Raw genomic sequence first — 14,434 nt, 5'->3', positions numbered from 1 at the left:
GGGGGGGCGCCCCCGGCCTCGGAGGTCAGGCCTTCGCGAGTCCGTAGATCGGGCTCTTCGCCTGCTCCGCCTCGTGGTCGGGCCCCAGCGGGATGCCGGAGCGGTCACGCAGCAGCAGGGTCGCGATGAGGCCCACGATCGTCATGCCCGCGAGGTACCAGGTGACCGAGACCGTGGAGCCCGTCGCCTGCACCAGAGCCTGGGCGATGGTGGGCGCGAAGGCGCCGCCGACGATCGCGCCGATCGCGTACGAGATCGAGACGCCCGAGAAGCGGATGGATGCCGGGAACAGCTCGCTGTACAGCGCCGCCTGCGGCCCGTAGGTGAAGCCGAGGCCGATGGTCAGCACGGCGAGGCCCAGGAACAGCAAGCCGACGTTCGCGGTGTTGACGAGCGGGAAGAGCAGGAAGACACCCGCCAGCTGCAGGATCCAGCCGATGATGTACGTCGTGCGGCGACCGATCCGGTCGCTGATCCACCCCGCGACGAAGGTCGCGATCAGCCAGGTGACGGCCGAGCCGGTCACGGCCCACAGCACGGGGGCGGTGGGGAGGGCGACGGGTCCCTCGGGATCGGTGGCGTACCGCTGGATGTAGCCGCCGGTGGTCATGTAGCCGACCGCGTTGTTGCCGGCGAAGACGAGTGCGGCGATGATCACGAGCAGCGTGTGCTTCTTGAACAGCTGCACGATCGGCATCTGCGCCTTCTCCTTGCGCTCGGCGAGCTCGGCGAACACCGGGCTCTCCTCCACGCGACGGCGCACGTAGTAGCCGACGAGGATCAGCACGACGCTCAGGAGGAACGGGATGCGCCATCCCCACTCCTTGAACCACTCGTCGCCGGGCAGAGCGACCAAGGCCATGACGGCCGATGCGAGCAGCAGACCGATCGGCACGCCGACCTGGGGCGACGCGCCGAAGATGCCGCGTCGGGCCTTCGGAGCGTGCTCGACGGCCATGAGCACCGCACCGCCCCACTCACCGCCGGCCGAGATGCCCTGCAGCACGCGCAGGAGGATCAGCAGGATGGGCGCGGCGATGCCGATCGCGGCGTACGTGGGCAGCAGGCCGACGAGGGTGGTGGCCGCACCCATGAGGATCAGCGTCCACATCAGGACGACCTTGCGGCCGTACTTGTCGCCGAAGTGCCCGGCCAGGAACGCGCCGAGCGGACGGAAGAGGAAGCTGATCCCCACCGTGATGAACGAGAGGATCTGCGCGAAGCCCTCGCCCGCGGGGGCGAAGAAGAGCTCGGCGAAGACGAGTCCGGCCGCGAACGCGTAGATGAAGAAGTCGTACCACTCGACCGTGGTTCCGACGACGGTCGCGAAGACGACCCGGCGGCGATCCGCCGAGCTCGCGATGGTTCCGGTGGGCGTGAACCCTGCTCCGGGTGGGGGTGTGCTCATGAGCTGACTCCTGTGTCTGTACTGACGACTTCGTCACCGGCCCTCCATCTGCGAGAGGGTTGCCGGATGTGGCACCATCGTATACGATTTCGGATACGACGCAAGAGTGAGGACGCTCCTGATGCAGGAAAGCACAGCGGATGCCGCATCCGACCCCCGTTTCCGGGCATTGCCCACCCGGCCCGGCAAGATCGTCGCCATCCATCTGAGCTATGCCTCCCGCGCCGATCAGCGCGGTCGTCGGCCGCAGCATCCCTCCTACTTCTTCAAGCCGTCGAGTTCGGTCGCCCCGTCCGGTGCGACGATCGAGCGGCCCGCCGGCACCGAGCTGCTCGCCTTCGAGGGCGAGATCGCGCTCGTGATCGGCACACCCGCCCGACGGGTCGGCCTGGCGGAGGCCTGGGACCACGTCGGGTGGGTCACCGCCGCGAACGACTTCGGCCTCTACGACCTGCGCGCGAACGACAAGGGCTCCAACGTCCGCTCGAAGGGCGGCGACGGCTACACGCCGATCGGCCCCGCGCTCATCGACGCCCGAACGGTCGACCCGGCCGCGCTGCGAGTGCGCACCTGGCTCAACGGCGAGATCGCCCAAGAGGACTCGTCCGCCGGCATGATCTTCCCCCTCGCCCAGCTGGTGGCCGACCTGTCGCAGCACTTCACCCTCGAGCCGGGCGACGTGATCCTCACGGGCACGCCCGCCGGCTCGTCGGTCGCCGTCCCCGGCGACGTCGTCGAGGTCGAAGTCGACGTGCCCGGCGGCCCGTCGTCCGGACGCCTCGTGACCACGGTCGTCGAGGGTGGGGCCGGTTTCGACGGCGACCTCGGGTCGCTTCCCGCGGTCGACGACCTGCAGCGCACCGAGGCGTGGGGCTCGCGTGAGGCCGCCGGCCTGCCCGCGGAGGCTCCCGGATCAGGAGATCCGGCGAACACAGGAGGTTCTGACGCAGAGTCTCCTGACTCCGCCGGAACGCCTGTTCCGAGCAGCGACGGAACGCCTGTTCTGAGCAGCGAGCTGCGCGCGAAGCTCGTGTCGGTGCCGGTCGCGGGACTGTCGGGCCAGCTGCGCAAGCGCGGTCTGAACAACGTGCACATCGACGGCGTCCGGCCGCTGCATCCCGGAGCCAAGCTCGTCGGCACGGCCCGCACTCTCCGCTTCGTCCCGAACCGCGAAGACCTCTTCGCGAGCCACGGCGGCGGCTACAACGCCCAGAAGCGCGCGTTCGACGCGGTCGGCGAGGGCGAGGTCATCGTCATCGAGGCGCGCGGCGAAGCCGGATCGGGAACGCTCGGCGACGTGCTCGCGATCCGCGCCCACGCACGCGGTGCGGCCGGCATCGTCACCGACGGCGGGGTCCGCGACGCGGCCGCCGTCACCGCCGTCGGCCTTCCGGTCTTCGCCGTCGGCGCGCATCCGGCCGTCCTCGGCCGCAAGCACGTGCCGTGGGACGTCGATGTCACGATCGCGTGCGGCGGTGCGACCGTACAGCCCGGCGACGTGATCGTCGGCGACGCGGATGGCGTCATCGTGATCCCGGCGGGCATCGTCGAGGAGATCGTGGACGCGGCCATCGCACAGGAGGACGAGGATGCCTGGATCGCGCAGCGCGTGGCCGAAGGGCATCCGGTCGACGGCCTGTTCCCCCTGAACGCCCAGTGGCGCGCGCGCTACGACGCCGAGCGCGAGGGGCAGACCGCATGAGCACCGAGACGCAGAGCACCCGGACTGCGCAGAGCAAGTCGCAGCGCGCGTACACCTGGATCAAGGAGCGCATCGCGCAGCAGGAGTTCACGCCCGGCTACCGCCTCGTGCTCAGCTCGCTCGCCGACGACCTGCAGATGAGCGTCGTGCCGGTGCGGGAGGCTGTTCGGCAGCTCGAGGCCGAAGGCCTGGTGACCTTCGAGCGCAACGTGGGCGCGCGGGTGTCGATGGTCGACGACTCGCAGTACCGCTACAGCATGCAGGCGCTGTCGATCCTCGAGGGTGCCGCGACGGCGCTGTCGGCCCGCGCCCTGACCACCGACGACATCCGGCACGCACGCGCCGTGAACGAGCAGATGATCGAGACGCTGCAGCATTTCGATCCGCGCCGCTTCACGGCACTCAACCAGGAGTTCCACTCGGCGCTCTTCACCAAGTGCGCGAACCCCCGCATGCTCGAGCTCGTCAACGCGGAGTGGGCCAAGCTCGGCCACCTGCGCGAGTCGACCTTCAGCTTCGTCCCCGGCCGCGCGCAGGAGTCCGTGCGCGAGCACGAGGACATCCTGAAGCTCATCGAGGCCGGGGCCACGCTGAGCGAGATCGAGAAGGCGGCCCGCCGCCACCGCTCGGCCACGCTCGACGCCTACATGATCCACGAGCACCCTGACGAGGCCCTCAGCCTCCCCGCTTTCTGACCCGAGGGCGCACACCCCACTGCGCCCTTTCCGACCTCCGACGAAGGAGAAGCAGATGACCGACACTGCAACCACCATGCGCCACGTGCCCGCAGACCTGCCCGAGCGCATCCAGCACTACATCGACGGCGAGTTCGTCGACTCGATCGACGGCGACACGTTCGACGTGCTCGAGCCCGTCACGAACGAGGTCTACGTGAAGGCTGCGGCCGGCAAGAAGGCCGACATCGAGCGCGCCGTCGCCGCCGCACGCCGCGCGTTCACCGAGGGTCCCTGGCCGAAGATGCTCCCCCGCGAGCGCTCGCGCGTGCTCCACCGCATCGCCGACATCGTCGAGTCGCGCGACGCGCGACTCGCCGAGCTCGAGTCGTTCGACTCGGGCCTGCCGATCACGCAGGCGCTCGGTCAGGCTCGCCGCGCGGCCGAGAACTTCCGGTTCTTCGCCGACCTGATCGTGGCGCAGGCCGACGACACCTTCAAGGTGCCCGGGCGCCAGATCAACTACGTCAACCGCAAGCCGATCGGCGTCGCGGGCCTGATCACCCCGTGGAACACGCCGTTCATGCTCGAGTCGTGGAAGCTGGGCCCGGCGCTGGCGACCGGCAACACGGTGGTGCTCAAGCCCGCCGAGTTCACGCCGCTGTCGGCGTCGCTCTGGGCCGGCATCTTCGAGGAGGCGGGCCTGCCGCGGGGCGTGTTCAACCTCGTCAACGGCCTCGGCGAGGACGCCGGCGACGCCTTGGTAAAGCACCCCGACGTGCCGCTCATCTCGTTCACCGGGGAGAGCCGCACCGGGCAGATCATCTTCGGCAACGCGGCGCCGTTCCTCAAGGGCCTGTCGATGGAGCTGGGCGGCAAGAGCCCGGCGATCGTCTTCGCCGACGCCGACCTCGAGGCCGCGGTCGACGCGACGATCTTCGGCGTGTTCTCGCTGAACGGCGAGCGCTGCACCGCCGGCTCCCGCATCCTCGTGCAGCGTGACGTCTACGACGAGTTCGTCGAGCGCTATGCCGCGCAGGCGAAGCGCGTGAAGGTCGGCTACCCCCACGACCCCGAGACCGAGGTCGGCGCGCTCGTGCACCCTGAGCACTACGAGAAGGTCATGAGCTACGTCGAGATCGGTAAGTCCGAAGGACGCCTCGTCGCCGGCGGAGGCCAGCCCGAGGGCTTCGCATTCGGCAACTTCGTCGCCCCGACGGTGTTCGCCGACGTCTCCCCCGACGCGCGGATCTTCCAGGAGGAGATCTTCGGCCCGGTCGTCGCCATCACCCCCTTCGACACCGACGAGGATGCGCTCGAGCTCGCCAACAACACGAAGTACGGTCTCGCCGCCTACGTGTGGACCAACGACCTCAAGCGCGCCCACAACTTCGCGCAGGCCGTCGAGGCGGGCATGGTCTGGCTCAACTCGAACAATGTGCGCGACCTCCGCACCCCGTTCGGCGGCGTCAAGGCCTCTGGCCTCGGCCACGAGGGCGGCTACCGCTCGATCGACTTCTACACCGACCAGCAAGCCGTGCACATCACGCTCGGCAAGGTGCACAACCCGACCTTCGGCAAGGTCGGCGGCAGCGCCCACTGACCCGGATGCCGCGGCCATCGGTCTGCACCTGGCCGCGGCATCCGCTCACCTCCCACAGATTCGCATCAAGGCAACAAGGACGAGCCATGACCAACCGTGACGACATGACCCTGACCTCTTCCGGCTTCTACGTCTCCCAGGAGGCGCCGATCGAGACCGACAACCCGGTGCCGACGCCGTCGGTTCCCGCGCCCGACATCCTGCGCTGCGCCTACATGGAGCTGGTGGTCACCGACCTGGCCGCGTCGCGCGAGTTCTACGTCGACGTGCTCGGGCTGTACGTGACCGAGGAAGACGACGAGGCCATCTACCTCCGCTCCACCGAGGAGTTCATCCACCACAACCTCGTGCTGCGCCGGGGCCCGATCGCCGCCGTGGCCGCGTTCTCGTACCGGGTCCGCACGCCCGAGGACCTCGACCGGGCGGTCGCCTTCTACGAGGAGCTCGGATGCCGCGTCGAGCGCCGCGCGGACGGCTTCACCAAGGGCATCGGCGACTCGGTGCGCGTGACCGATCCGCTGGGCTTCCCGTACGAGTTCTTCCACCAGACCGAGCACGTCGAGCGTCTCGCGTGGCGCTACGACCTGCACAAGCCGGGTGAGCTGGTGCGTCTCGACCACTTCAACCAGGTCAGCCCCGACGTGCCGCGCGCCGTGAAGTTCATGCAGGACCTCGGCTTCCGCGTCACCGAGGACATCCAGGACGATGAGGGCACGGTCTACGCCGCCTGGATGCGCCGCAAGCCCACAGTGCACGACACCGCCATGACCGGCGGCGACGGCCCGCGCATGCACCACGTCGCGTTCGCCACGCACGAGAAGCACAACATCCTCGCGATCTGCGACAAGCTCGGTGCGCTCCGCCGCTCCGACGCCATCGAGCGCGGCCCCGGCCGCCACGGCGTCTCGAACGCGTTCTACCTGTACCTGCGCGACCCCGACGGCCACCGCGTCGAGATCTACACGCAGGACTACTACACCGGCGACCCCGACAACCCCGTCATCACGTGGGACGTCCACGACAACCAGCGCCGCGACTGGTGGGGCAACCCCGTCGTGCCGTCCTGGTACACCGAGGCATCCCTCGTCCTCGACCTCGACGGCAACCCGCAGCCCGTCGTCGCCCGCACCGACTCGTCGGAGATGGCGGTGACGATCGGCGCCGACGGCTTCTCGTACACGCGCCGCGACGAGGGCGCCGAGTCGATGCCCGAGTACAAGCAGGGCGAGTACAAGCTCGGCCACCAGCTGTAGACCCCGGTTCTCCTGCTCACCTGTCACGATCTGCCGACCTGCGCGACGCGTTGTGACAGGTGAGCGGGAGGCGGGTGAGCCGGAGGCACCGGAACCACGAAGGAGATCGGATGCTGCACCCAGACGACATCGCGCACATCGCGGCCGAGCTCGCCGAGGCCGACCGCACGCACAGCGTGATCCCGAGGATCACGGCGCGCTACCCCGAGGCGACGGTCGAGGACTCGTACGCGATCCAGGGGGTGTGGCGCGACCAGAACATCGCGGCCGGGCGCCGGCTGGTCGGCCGCAAGATCGGTCTCACCTCGAAGGCGATGCAGCAGGCGACGGGTATCACCGAGCCCGACTACGGCGTGATGTTCGACGACACCGTGTACGAGTCCGGCGCGGAGATCCCCGTCGACCTGTTCTCGAACGTGCGGATCGAGGTGGAGCTGGCGTTCGTGCTCGCAACGCCGCTCGAGGGGCCCGACGCGACGCTCGAGGACGCGCTCACCGCGATCGACTACGCGGTTCCGGCGCTCGAGATCCTCAACTCGCACATCGAGCTCGAGGGCCGCACGATCGTCGACACGATCTCCGACAACGCCGCGTACGGCGCGATGGTGCTCGGCGACGTGCACAAGCGCCCCGACGAGATCGACCTGCGCTGGGTGCCGGGCGTGCTCAGCCGCAATGGCGAGATCGAGGAGACCGGGGTCGCCGCGGGCGTCCTCGGCCACCCGGCCACGGGCGTGGCGTGGCTCGCGAACAAGTTCCACCAGCACGGCGCGCGGCTCGAAGCCGGCGAGATCATCCTCGCCGGTTCGTTCACGCGCCCCATGTGGGTGTCGCGGGGCGATAGCGTGCTGTGCGACTACGGACCGATGGGAGTGGTGTCGTGCAGATTCGTTTGACGTGCGCTGGCGTGGCCGGCCCACGCCCCGAGAGCGGGGATTCATGTCGGTCCGTCTGAGCCCCACCTTCCGCGATGCGCTCGCGGGCACCGACCGCACCCTCGCGGGAATGTGGGTGTGCTCCGGCTCTCCGCTGGTCGCCGAGATCTGCGCGGGCTCGGGCCTCGACTGGCTGCTCATCGACATGGAGCACTCCCCCAACGGCCTCGAGTCGGTGCTCGCCCAGCTTCAGGCGGTGGCCGCCTACCCGATCACCCCCCTGGTGCGCGTGCCGATCGGCGACGTGGTCACCCTCAAGCAGGTGCTCGATCTCGGCGCTCAGAACATCCTCGTCCCCATGGTGTCTTCGGCCGCGGAGGCGGCCGAGGTCGTCGAGGCCGTGCGCTACCCGCCGCGGGGCCGCCGGGGCGTCGGCTCGGCGCTCGCCCGCTCGGCGCGCTGGAACCGCGTCGAGGGCTACCTCGAGAACGCCGACGAGCACCTCTCGCTGTTCGTGCAGGTCGAGACGATCGAGGGCGTCGAGGCCGCGGCCGAGATCGCCGCGGTCGACGGCATCGACGGCATCTTCGTCGGACCGAGCGACCTCGCCGCCTCGATGGGCGTGCTCGGACAGCAGACCCACCCCGACGTCACCGCCGCCGTGCTGCGTGCGTTCGACGCCGTGCGCAGCGCGGGCAAGCCGGTCGGCGTGAACGCGTTCGACCCGGCGGCGGCCCAGTCCTACATCGAAGCGGGAGCGGGCTTCGTGCTCGTCGGCGCCGACGTGGCGGTCCTCGCGCGTTCCTCGGAGGCCCTCGCCGCCCGCTGGGTCGACGGCGCCGGAAGCGGCGAGCGCGCGTCGTACTGAGCCGGGCCGGCTCCCTGCCGAGGTACGGCAGGCGGAGCATCCGGTATGTCAAGTCCCCGCATCGGCCGCCCGAGCGTGTCAGGGTGAGGACATGGAGAGGGATGTCTCGAGCCGGATCGTCCTCGACGTGACCGAGCCCGCCGACCTGGTGTTCGCGATCGCGGTAGCCGACCAGTACGCGCCGGCGCACGAGGAGTTCACAGCCACGCTCGACGGCGAGTCGCTCGACTGGCACGTCGTCTCCGACGCGCACGGCACGCGGCTGCACCGGCTGACGTCGGGGGTCGGTCGCCTCACCGCCCAGTACACCGCCCGTGTCGACGGCAGCGCTCCGACCGCGGACGCCACCGAGGCCGACCTCCTCATCTACGCCCGGCCGAGTCGGTACGCCGAGTCCGACGCCCTCGCCCCCACCGCGTCCGGCGAGTTCCAGGGCATCACCGACCCGGCCGAGCTGCTCGCCTCGGTCTCATCGTGGGTCGGCACGCGGCTCCGGTACGTCTCGGGGTCGTCGCTGCCCACCGACGGCGCGACGCGCACACTTCTCGCCCGGCAGGGTGTGTGCCGCGACTACGCGCACCTGTCCGTCGCGCTGCTGCGAGGGCTCGGCATCCCTGCGCGCAGCGTCGCGGTGTACGCCCCCGGCGTCTCGCCCATGGACTTCCACGCGGTCGCCGAGGCCTGGATCGACGGCGCCTGGCGTGCGATCGACGCGACGACCCTCGCACCGCGCTCGTCCCTGGTACGGATCGCGACGGGGCGGGATGCCGCAGACACGGCGTTCCTGACCGTGATGTCGGGGCGCGCCGACCTCGTCGAGGTCGAGGTGACGGCCACGGTGGACGCGCTTCCCGATGACGACATCACGCAGCTCGTCTCGATCTGGTGAGCCGCCTGCCGCTGGGGCATCCCAGCGTGGCACAGTGATCCCATGAAGAAGTGGATCGTCCGGTTCGCGTCGCTGCTGGTCTTCAACATCGTCGTGCTGCTCGTCATCGGATTCCTGACGCCCGCGCGCGTGGGATGGTCGGCATTGTGGGCGGGCATCGTGCTGACCGCGCTCGCCATCTGGATCAAGCCCGCCGTCCACAGCTGGTTCCGCTCGATGGCGGCGAGATCGGCGAACCAGCGCACCAGGGCGGGTGAGAAGGTCGTCGAGTTCCTCCTCGCGTTCGCGGTGGCATTCCTCGTCTGGATCGTGACCGTCTGGCTCTCGGGCGTCTCGATCGGCGGCGGGTTCTTCGGCGCCTTCTGGGGGTACGTGCTCCCGCCGGTGATCCTCCTCGTCGGATGGGCGATCTACGACGCGATCGACGACAAGGTCGAGGCCCACGCGGGCGCCCTCTACGACAAGGCCTCCGGCGGACGGGCGACGACCGTGACCGCCGCCGACGCCCCACGCATCCCGACCGCCGAAGAGGCAGCCGGACGCCGCGAGCTCGACGACGGTCTCACCGACGAGCAGCGGCGCATGCTCGACGAGCTGGGCAAGGGCTGACGCGGATCCGCAGGGCTGTCGATCGGCCGCACCCTCGATCGTCATCGTGGTGTCGCAGCTCTGACGAAAGGACGACATCATGCGCTACACCCTCCTCCTCCACTATCCCGAGATGACCGCGGACGACATGGGTCCGGATGCCTGGGCCGAAGGCATGCGGGAGTTCGACGAGTACGCCAAGGCGATCGACGCGGCCGGAGTGCTGCGCTCTGCCGAGGTGCTGCAGCCGTCGGCGGTGACCACATCGGTCACCGCGCCGGACGGCACCCTGCGCGTGCAGGACGGTCCGTTCGCCGACACCAGGGAGCAGCTCGGCGGCACGTTCGTGATCGAGGTCGACGACCTCGACGCGGCGATCGGCTGGGCCGCCAAGGCCCCGTCGATCGGGTGGGGCACCGTCGAGATCCGGCCCACGGCGACGCGATTCGTCGACGGCGCCTGGACGCCCTTCGCGGACTGATGCCCGCCTCCGACGTGCGGTCCGTCGCCGAGCGCGCGGCCCGCACGTCGTACGGTCACCTCCTGGCGCTGGTCGCCGCGGGCACGCGAGACGTCGCCCTCGCCGAGGACGCCCTCGCCGATGCGTTCGAGCGCGCCCTGAGGACGTGGCCGGATGCCGGCATCCCCGCCAATCCGGAAGGATGGCTGCTCACCGTGGCCCGCAACCGTTTGCGCGACGCCCTCGGCTCGGCCGCTCGCCGCACCGGCGTGCCGCTGGACGACGTCGCGGCGGCGACCCTCGCGGACGAGCGCGCCCTCGACGCGACCGTCGCCGTGGAGCGACGAGACCAGATCCCCGACAAGCGGCTCGAGCTGCTCTTCGCGTGCGCGCATCCCGCGATCGACCGCGCCGTGCGCTCGCCGCTCATGCTGCAGACGGTGCTCGGGTTCGGGGCCGCCGAGGTGGCACGCGCCTTCGGCGTGCCGCCGGCGACGATGGCGCAGCGTCTGGTGCGGGCCAAGCGCCGCATCCGTGACGCCGGCATCCCGTTCGCCGTGCCCATGCGCGCCGATATGCCGGCTCGCCTGCCCGCTGTGCTCGAGGCGATCTACGGCGCCTACGCCCTCGAGTGGCTCGATCAGGGCGACGAGCCCAGGGAGTCGCTCGCCGACGAGGCGCGGTGGCTCGCCGTCCTCACCGCGAGCCTGCTCGACGACGAGCCCGAGGCGTGGGGTCTCGCCGCGCTCCTCACCTACGCGCAGTCACGGGCCGCTGCGCGGGCGATCGTGCCGTGGCCGCCGCTGGATGAGCAGGATCCGGCCGGGTGGGACCGGGCGATGATCGTCGAGGGAGCGGCCCTGCTGCGACGGGCATCGGCGCTCGGGCACCCGCTGGGGCGGTTCCAGCTCGAGGCGGCGATCCAGGCGGTCCATTGCGACCGTGCGCGCACCGGCGAGCTCGACGTCGACGCGCTCGTGACGCTCTACCGCGGGCTGGTCGCGATCGCGCCGACCCAGGGTGCGACGGCCGCACTCGCCGCCGCCGAGGCACGAGCGCGCGCGACGGGGTGAGTACGGCGGTCGACCGCTGAAAGCTCAGAGGACGAAGTCGGGGGACACCATCGCCGCCTCCACCGCCTGCACGGTCTCACCGAGATCGAGCGACGACGTGTCGATCGCGTGTGCCTCGAGCTCACCCAGCTGCGAGAACTTGTGCCAGAGGTCGGCGACCACGTCGCCGTCGGTCAGGGCGTCGGGCGCCGTGCGCGCCAGTGCGCGACGCAGCGTGACCTCGAGGTCGGGCCGCAGGACGACGTACCGCAGCGCGATGCCGGGATGAGCCGCGGCCGCCCGCGTGTAGTGCTCCAGCATCCAGGGGCCGACGACGCCGTCGGCGACGACCTCGTAGCCGCCGTTCGCATAGGCGACGGCGGCAGCCGCGATGGCATCGAGGACGGTGTGGTTCTGCCGATCCGCATCCGGCAGGTACGGCAGGATGCCACCCGAGACGATGAAGCCCCAGAAGTCGTCGGTGTGAAGGTGCACCGCCCGCGGCCGCATCGCGGCCACGGTTCGTGCCACGGTGGTCTTTCCCGCACCCGCTGGGCCGGTGAGGATGGTGATGCTGCCAGTCACGTCGGTGTCCCTCCGAGACGTCGTCGATCCGAGCCTAGGCCAGCGCGACGACGCGCGCGCGGGGGTCGTGATCGCTGCCGGAGTCGGCTGCACGATGCCCGGGCAGCCCGACCGGCCCAGCCGCGGTCGCGGCAGTCCGTGTCAAGCGGGTTGAACCGGCCTCCGGCCGCGCGCATGCTGGGAACATCGAGACCGCCGAGGCGAAGGGATCACCGTGTCTCAGCGTCAGCACCCCTCACCCGATCATGTGCCTGGCCCGCAGGAGGTCAGCATTCCTGAGCTGGAGTACGACGAGACGATCGCCCCACGCCCCGAGGAGGAGATCGCCGACGTCGCGCGAGCAGAGCCCGACGTCGAAGACCACACGGCGTCCGCGCCCTGATTCGCCGGCGCGACCGACGACGGGATGAGCGGATGCCGCGGCAGCCGTCCTCATCGAGACTCTTCCACGCCGACGCCGCTGCCACGAGCCCAGGTCCGGGCGGCGTCAGCCGGGACGGCCGGCGGGCGTGCGCTCGTCGAACTCGCGCCGCAGGTACTTCGGCGCCTGGGTTCGCCACGCCTCGGTGATGAGCTCGTCGAGATGTGCGGGGTCGACACCCGCCATGCGGAAAGCGACCTTGGGCTCGTTCCACGCCGTCGTCGTGCGCAGGAAGACGTCGGGCTCCATCTCGACGAGGGCGAGCGCGTCGACTCGGTCGGCGACTTTCACGCCCACGACCAGCTCGGCCGCGATGATCGCGCGCATGTCCTCGGGGATGCTCGGCCACGGGTGGCACTCCCAGGCGAAGAGCTTGCGGCGCACGAACCACGCGACGCCGCCCGTCATCGTGCGCTCCTCGCAGCCGGGCAGGCCTGCGGCCGTGCGGCGGATGTCGTCGAGGTCGGGCATGTCTCAGGCGTCCTGGATGCGGCGGTACCGCTCGAACACGACGCGCCCCCCGAAGGTGCGGGTCTCGAGCAGCTCGAGCGCGACGGGGTGCTCGACGGGCGGGAGGAACGGCATTCCTCCGCCCAGGATCACGGGGTAGCGGAACATCCGGAACTCGTCGATCAGCCCCTGTTCGATTGCGGACGACGCGAGGACCGCACCGCCGATCTCGACGTCCTTGTCCGTCGCGCCGACCATCCGCGCCGCCTCCTCGGCGAGCGACCCCTCGGCGAGCCTCGCGTTGCCTTCCACCCGGTCGAGCGTCCGGCTGAACACCACCTTGGGGATGGCGGACCACAGGTCGGCGAACTCTGCGGTGGCCGCGCTGTCGCGGATCGACGGGTCCGTCTCCCAGACGAGCATCGTCTCGTACAGCCGTCGCCCGAACAGGCACCCGCCGAGGTCGCGGATCTCCTCGATGTGGAAGGCGAACTGCTCCTCATCGGGACCGCCCCAGTCGATGCCACCGTCGCGGTCGGTGATGAATCCGTCCGCCGAGACGCCCATCGAGTAGATCAGCACGACCGCTCCGCGATGCTCATCCCCTCAACCTGCCACCGATCGCGGTGCGGCGTAAACCCCGGGCGTGGAGAGCCGTTCAGTCCGCGAGCCGCTCCGCGGCCTCGACCACGTTCGTCATCAGCAGCGCGACGGTCATCGGGCCCACGCCGCCGGGGTTCGGCGAGAGGAAGCCGGCGACCTCGGCGACATCGGGTGCGACATCCCCGTACACCTTCGACTTGCCCGTCTCGGGGTCGATCTCGCGGGTCACGCCGACATCGAGCACGGCGGCGCCCGGCTTGACGTCTTCGGCGCGCACGATGTGCTTGACGCCCGCCGCCGCGACGATCACGTCGGCCTGGCGCAGGTGGTGGGACAGGTCGGCTGTGCCGGTGTGCGTGAGCGTCACCGTGGCGTTGTACTCACGGCGCGTGAGAAGCAGGCCGATCGACCGGCCGATCGTGACGCCGCGGCCGACGACGACCACATCCTTGCCGTTCAGGTCGTACCCGTTGCGCAGGAGCAGCTCGATGACGCCGCGCGGAGTGCAGGGCAGCGGCGACGTGATGGGGGTGTTCACGTTGAGCACCAGCCGGCCGAGATTGGTCGGATGCAGGCCGTCGGCGTCCTTGTCGGGGTCGATGCGCTCGAGGATCGCGTCGGTGTCGAGGTGCTTCGGCAGCGGCAGCTGCACGATGTAGCCGTGGCACTCGGGATCGGCGTTGAGCTCGTCGATCAGCGCCTCGACCTCGGCCTGCGTCGCGTCGGCGGGGAGCTCGCGCTGGATCGAGTTCATGCCGATCGACTCGGACTCGCGGTGCTTCATCCCCACGTACAGCTGCGAGGCCGGGTCGGCGCCCACGAGCACCGTCGCGATGCCGGGCGTGATGCCCCGCGCCGTGAGCGCGGCGACCCGCTCGGCCAGCTCCGCCTTGATCTCGGCCGCAGCGGCCTTGCCGTCGAGCTTCTGTGCGGTCACGTTCTCTCCTGTTCGACTGAACCGCGAGACTTCATCCGCGCACCGAGACGGCAGCTGGTACCCGCG

Annotated in this window: 16 protein-coding genes; 11 read left to right on the top strand and 5 right to left on the bottom strand. The window is 70.3% G+C overall.

Features of this window, described 5'->3' with window-relative positions; all coding sequences use genetic code 11:
* Positions 1-25: 25 nt before the first annotated feature.
* The gene (locus MK786_RS14245; protein WP_241112901.1) at positions 26-1,408 is read right to left on the bottom strand and encodes an MFS transporter; all 1,383 of its coding nucleotides are present in this window, start codon (positions 1,406-1,408) and stop codon (positions 26-28) included.
* A gap of 121 nt (positions 1,409-1,529) precedes the next feature.
* Between MK786_RS14245 and MK786_RS14240 the strand changes: the two genes are divergently transcribed.
* The 10 genes from MK786_RS14240 to MK786_RS14195 all read left to right on the top strand — a co-directional run bounded on the left by MK786_RS14240 (position 1,530) and on the right by MK786_RS14195 (position 11,393).
* On the top strand, positions 1,530-3,110 hold the full coding sequence (locus MK786_RS14240) for a fumarylacetoacetate hydrolase family protein (protein WP_241112900.1): 1,581 nt from the start codon (positions 1,530-1,532) through the stop codon (positions 3,108-3,110).
* A complete protein-coding gene (locus MK786_RS14235; protein WP_241112899.1) occupies positions 3,107-3,805 on the top strand; it encodes a GntR family transcriptional regulator in 699 nt (232 codons plus the stop codon). Before MK786_RS14240 ends, MK786_RS14235 begins: the two co-directional genes overlap by 4 nt.
* A 55-nt stretch (positions 3,806-3,860) precedes the next feature.
* Positions 3,861-5,387 (top strand): 5-carboxymethyl-2-hydroxymuconate semialdehyde dehydrogenase, encoded by a 1,527-nt coding sequence (gene hpaE, locus MK786_RS14230; protein WP_241112898.1) that lies wholly within the window; start codon positions 3,861-3,863, stop codon positions 5,385-5,387.
* Between the two features lie 86 nt (positions 5,388-5,473).
* A complete protein-coding gene (gene hpaD / locus MK786_RS14225; protein WP_241112897.1) occupies positions 5,474-6,640 on the top strand; it encodes a 3,4-dihydroxyphenylacetate 2,3-dioxygenase in 1,167 nt (388 codons plus the stop codon).
* A gap of 110 nt (positions 6,641-6,750) precedes the next feature.
* Entirely contained in the window at positions 6,751-7,536 is a 786-nt protein-coding gene (locus tag MK786_RS14220) for a 2-keto-4-pentenoate hydratase (protein WP_241112896.1), read from the top strand.
* 43 nt (positions 7,537-7,579) lie between these two features.
* On the top strand, positions 7,580-8,383 hold the full coding sequence (locus tag MK786_RS14215; RefSeq protein WP_241112895.1) for an HpcH/HpaI aldolase/citrate lyase family protein: 804 nt from the start codon (positions 7,580-7,582) through the stop codon (positions 8,381-8,383).
* Positions 8,384-8,474: 91 nt separating this feature from the next.
* Positions 8,475-9,272 (top strand): transglutaminase family protein, encoded by a 798-nt coding sequence (locus tag MK786_RS14210; protein ID WP_241112894.1) that lies wholly within the window; start codon positions 8,475-8,477, stop codon positions 9,270-9,272.
* Positions 9,273-9,314: 42 nt separating this feature from the next.
* A complete protein-coding gene (locus MK786_RS14205; RefSeq protein ID WP_241112893.1) occupies positions 9,315-9,881 on the top strand; it encodes a hypothetical protein in 567 nt (188 codons plus the stop codon).
* 79 nt (positions 9,882-9,960) lie between these two features.
* The gene (locus tag MK786_RS14200; protein WP_241112892.1) at positions 9,961-10,341 is read left to right on the top strand and encodes a YciI family protein; all 381 of its coding nucleotides are present in this window, start codon (positions 9,961-9,963) and stop codon (positions 10,339-10,341) included.
* Positions 10,341-11,393, top strand: a complete 1,053-nt coding sequence (locus MK786_RS14195) for an RNA polymerase sigma factor (RefSeq protein WP_241112891.1) — start codon at positions 10,341-10,343, stop codon at positions 11,391-11,393. The genes MK786_RS14200 and MK786_RS14195 overlap by 1 nt, the downstream gene beginning before the upstream one ends.
* 24 nt (positions 11,394-11,417) lie before the next feature.
* Here MK786_RS14195 and MK786_RS14190 read toward each other — a convergent pair whose 3' ends face one another.
* Positions 11,418-11,957, bottom strand: coding sequence for an AAA family ATPase (locus tag MK786_RS14190; protein WP_241112890.1), 540 nt, complete (start codon positions 11,955-11,957; stop codon positions 11,418-11,420).
* Positions 11,958-12,171: 214 nt separating this feature from the next.
* Between MK786_RS14190 and MK786_RS14185 the strand changes: the two genes are divergently transcribed.
* A complete protein-coding gene (locus tag MK786_RS14185; RefSeq protein ID WP_241112889.1) occupies positions 12,172-12,339 on the top strand; it encodes a hypothetical protein in 168 nt (55 codons plus the stop codon).
* 105 nt (positions 12,340-12,444) lie between these two features.
* Here MK786_RS14185 and MK786_RS14180 read toward each other — a convergent pair whose 3' ends face one another.
* From MK786_RS14180 to MK786_RS14170, 3 genes are all read right to left on the bottom strand, one after another.
* Positions 12,445-12,849 carry an MmcQ/YjbR family DNA-binding protein gene (locus MK786_RS14180; protein WP_241112888.1) on the bottom strand — a complete coding sequence of 135 codons (405 nt, stop codon included), beginning with the start codon at positions 12,847-12,849 and terminating at the stop codon, positions 12,445-12,447.
* Between the two features lie 3 nt (positions 12,850-12,852).
* A complete protein-coding gene (locus MK786_RS14175; RefSeq protein ID WP_241112887.1) occupies positions 12,853-13,410 on the bottom strand; it encodes a dihydrofolate reductase family protein in 558 nt (185 codons plus the stop codon).
* Between the two features lie 76 nt (positions 13,411-13,486).
* On the bottom strand, positions 13,487-14,368 hold the full coding sequence (locus MK786_RS14170) for a bifunctional methylenetetrahydrofolate dehydrogenase/methenyltetrahydrofolate cyclohydrolase (RefSeq protein ID WP_241112886.1): 882 nt from the start codon (positions 14,366-14,368) through the stop codon (positions 13,487-13,489).
* Between the last annotated feature and the right edge of the window lie 66 nt (positions 14,369-14,434).

Source organism: Microbacterium sp. CFH 31415, assembly GCF_022538185.1.
Classification (GTDB): domain Bacteria; phylum Actinomycetota; class Actinomycetes; order Actinomycetales; family Microbacteriaceae; genus Microbacterium.
The sequence above is the reverse complement of the archived record's forward strand: the minus strand, read 5'-3'. Positions and strand labels throughout refer to the sequence as shown.

What these genes read in the sequence shown, in the direction of transcription:
- MK786_RS14220 (WP_241112896.1), top strand. Translation starts at nt 6,751, where the DNA reads ATGCTGCACCCAGACGACATCGCGCACATCGCGGCCGAGCTCGCCGAG.
- hpaE (WP_241112898.1), top strand. Translation starts at nt 3,861, where the DNA reads ATGACCGACACTGCAACCACCATGCGCCACGTGCCCGCAGACCTGCCC.
- MK786_RS14215 (WP_241112895.1), top strand. Translation starts at nt 7,580, where the DNA reads ATGTCGGTCCGTCTGAGCCCCACCTTCCGCGATGCGCTCGCGGGCACC.
- MK786_RS14235 (WP_241112899.1), top strand. Translation starts at nt 3,107, where the DNA reads ATGAGCACCGAGACGCAGAGCACCCGGACTGCGCAGAGCAAGTCGCAG.
- MK786_RS14240 (WP_241112900.1), top strand. Translation starts at nt 1,530, where the DNA reads ATGCAGGAAAGCACAGCGGATGCCGCATCCGACCCCCGTTTCCGGGCA.
- hpaD (WP_241112897.1), top strand. Translation starts at nt 5,474, where the DNA reads ATGACCAACCGTGACGACATGACCCTGACCTCTTCCGGCTTCTACGTC.
- MK786_RS14180 (WP_241112888.1), bottom strand. Translation starts at nt 12,849, where the DNA reads ATGCCCGACCTCGACGACATCCGCCGCACGGCCGCAGGCCTGCCCGGC.
- MK786_RS14195 (WP_241112891.1), top strand. Translation starts at nt 10,341, where the DNA reads ATGCCCGCCTCCGACGTGCGGTCCGTCGCCGAGCGCGCGGCCCGCACG.
- MK786_RS14210 (WP_241112894.1), top strand. Translation starts at nt 8,475, where the DNA reads ATGGAGAGGGATGTCTCGAGCCGGATCGTCCTCGACGTGACCGAGCCC.
- MK786_RS14205 (WP_241112893.1), top strand. Translation starts at nt 9,315, where the DNA reads ATGAAGAAGTGGATCGTCCGGTTCGCGTCGCTGCTGGTCTTCAACATC.
- MK786_RS14245 (WP_241112901.1), bottom strand. Translation starts at nt 1,408, where the DNA reads ATGAGCACACCCCCACCCGGAGCAGGGTTCACGCCCACCGGAACCATC.
- MK786_RS14200 (WP_241112892.1), top strand. Translation starts at nt 9,961, where the DNA reads ATGCGCTACACCCTCCTCCTCCACTATCCCGAGATGACCGCGGACGAC.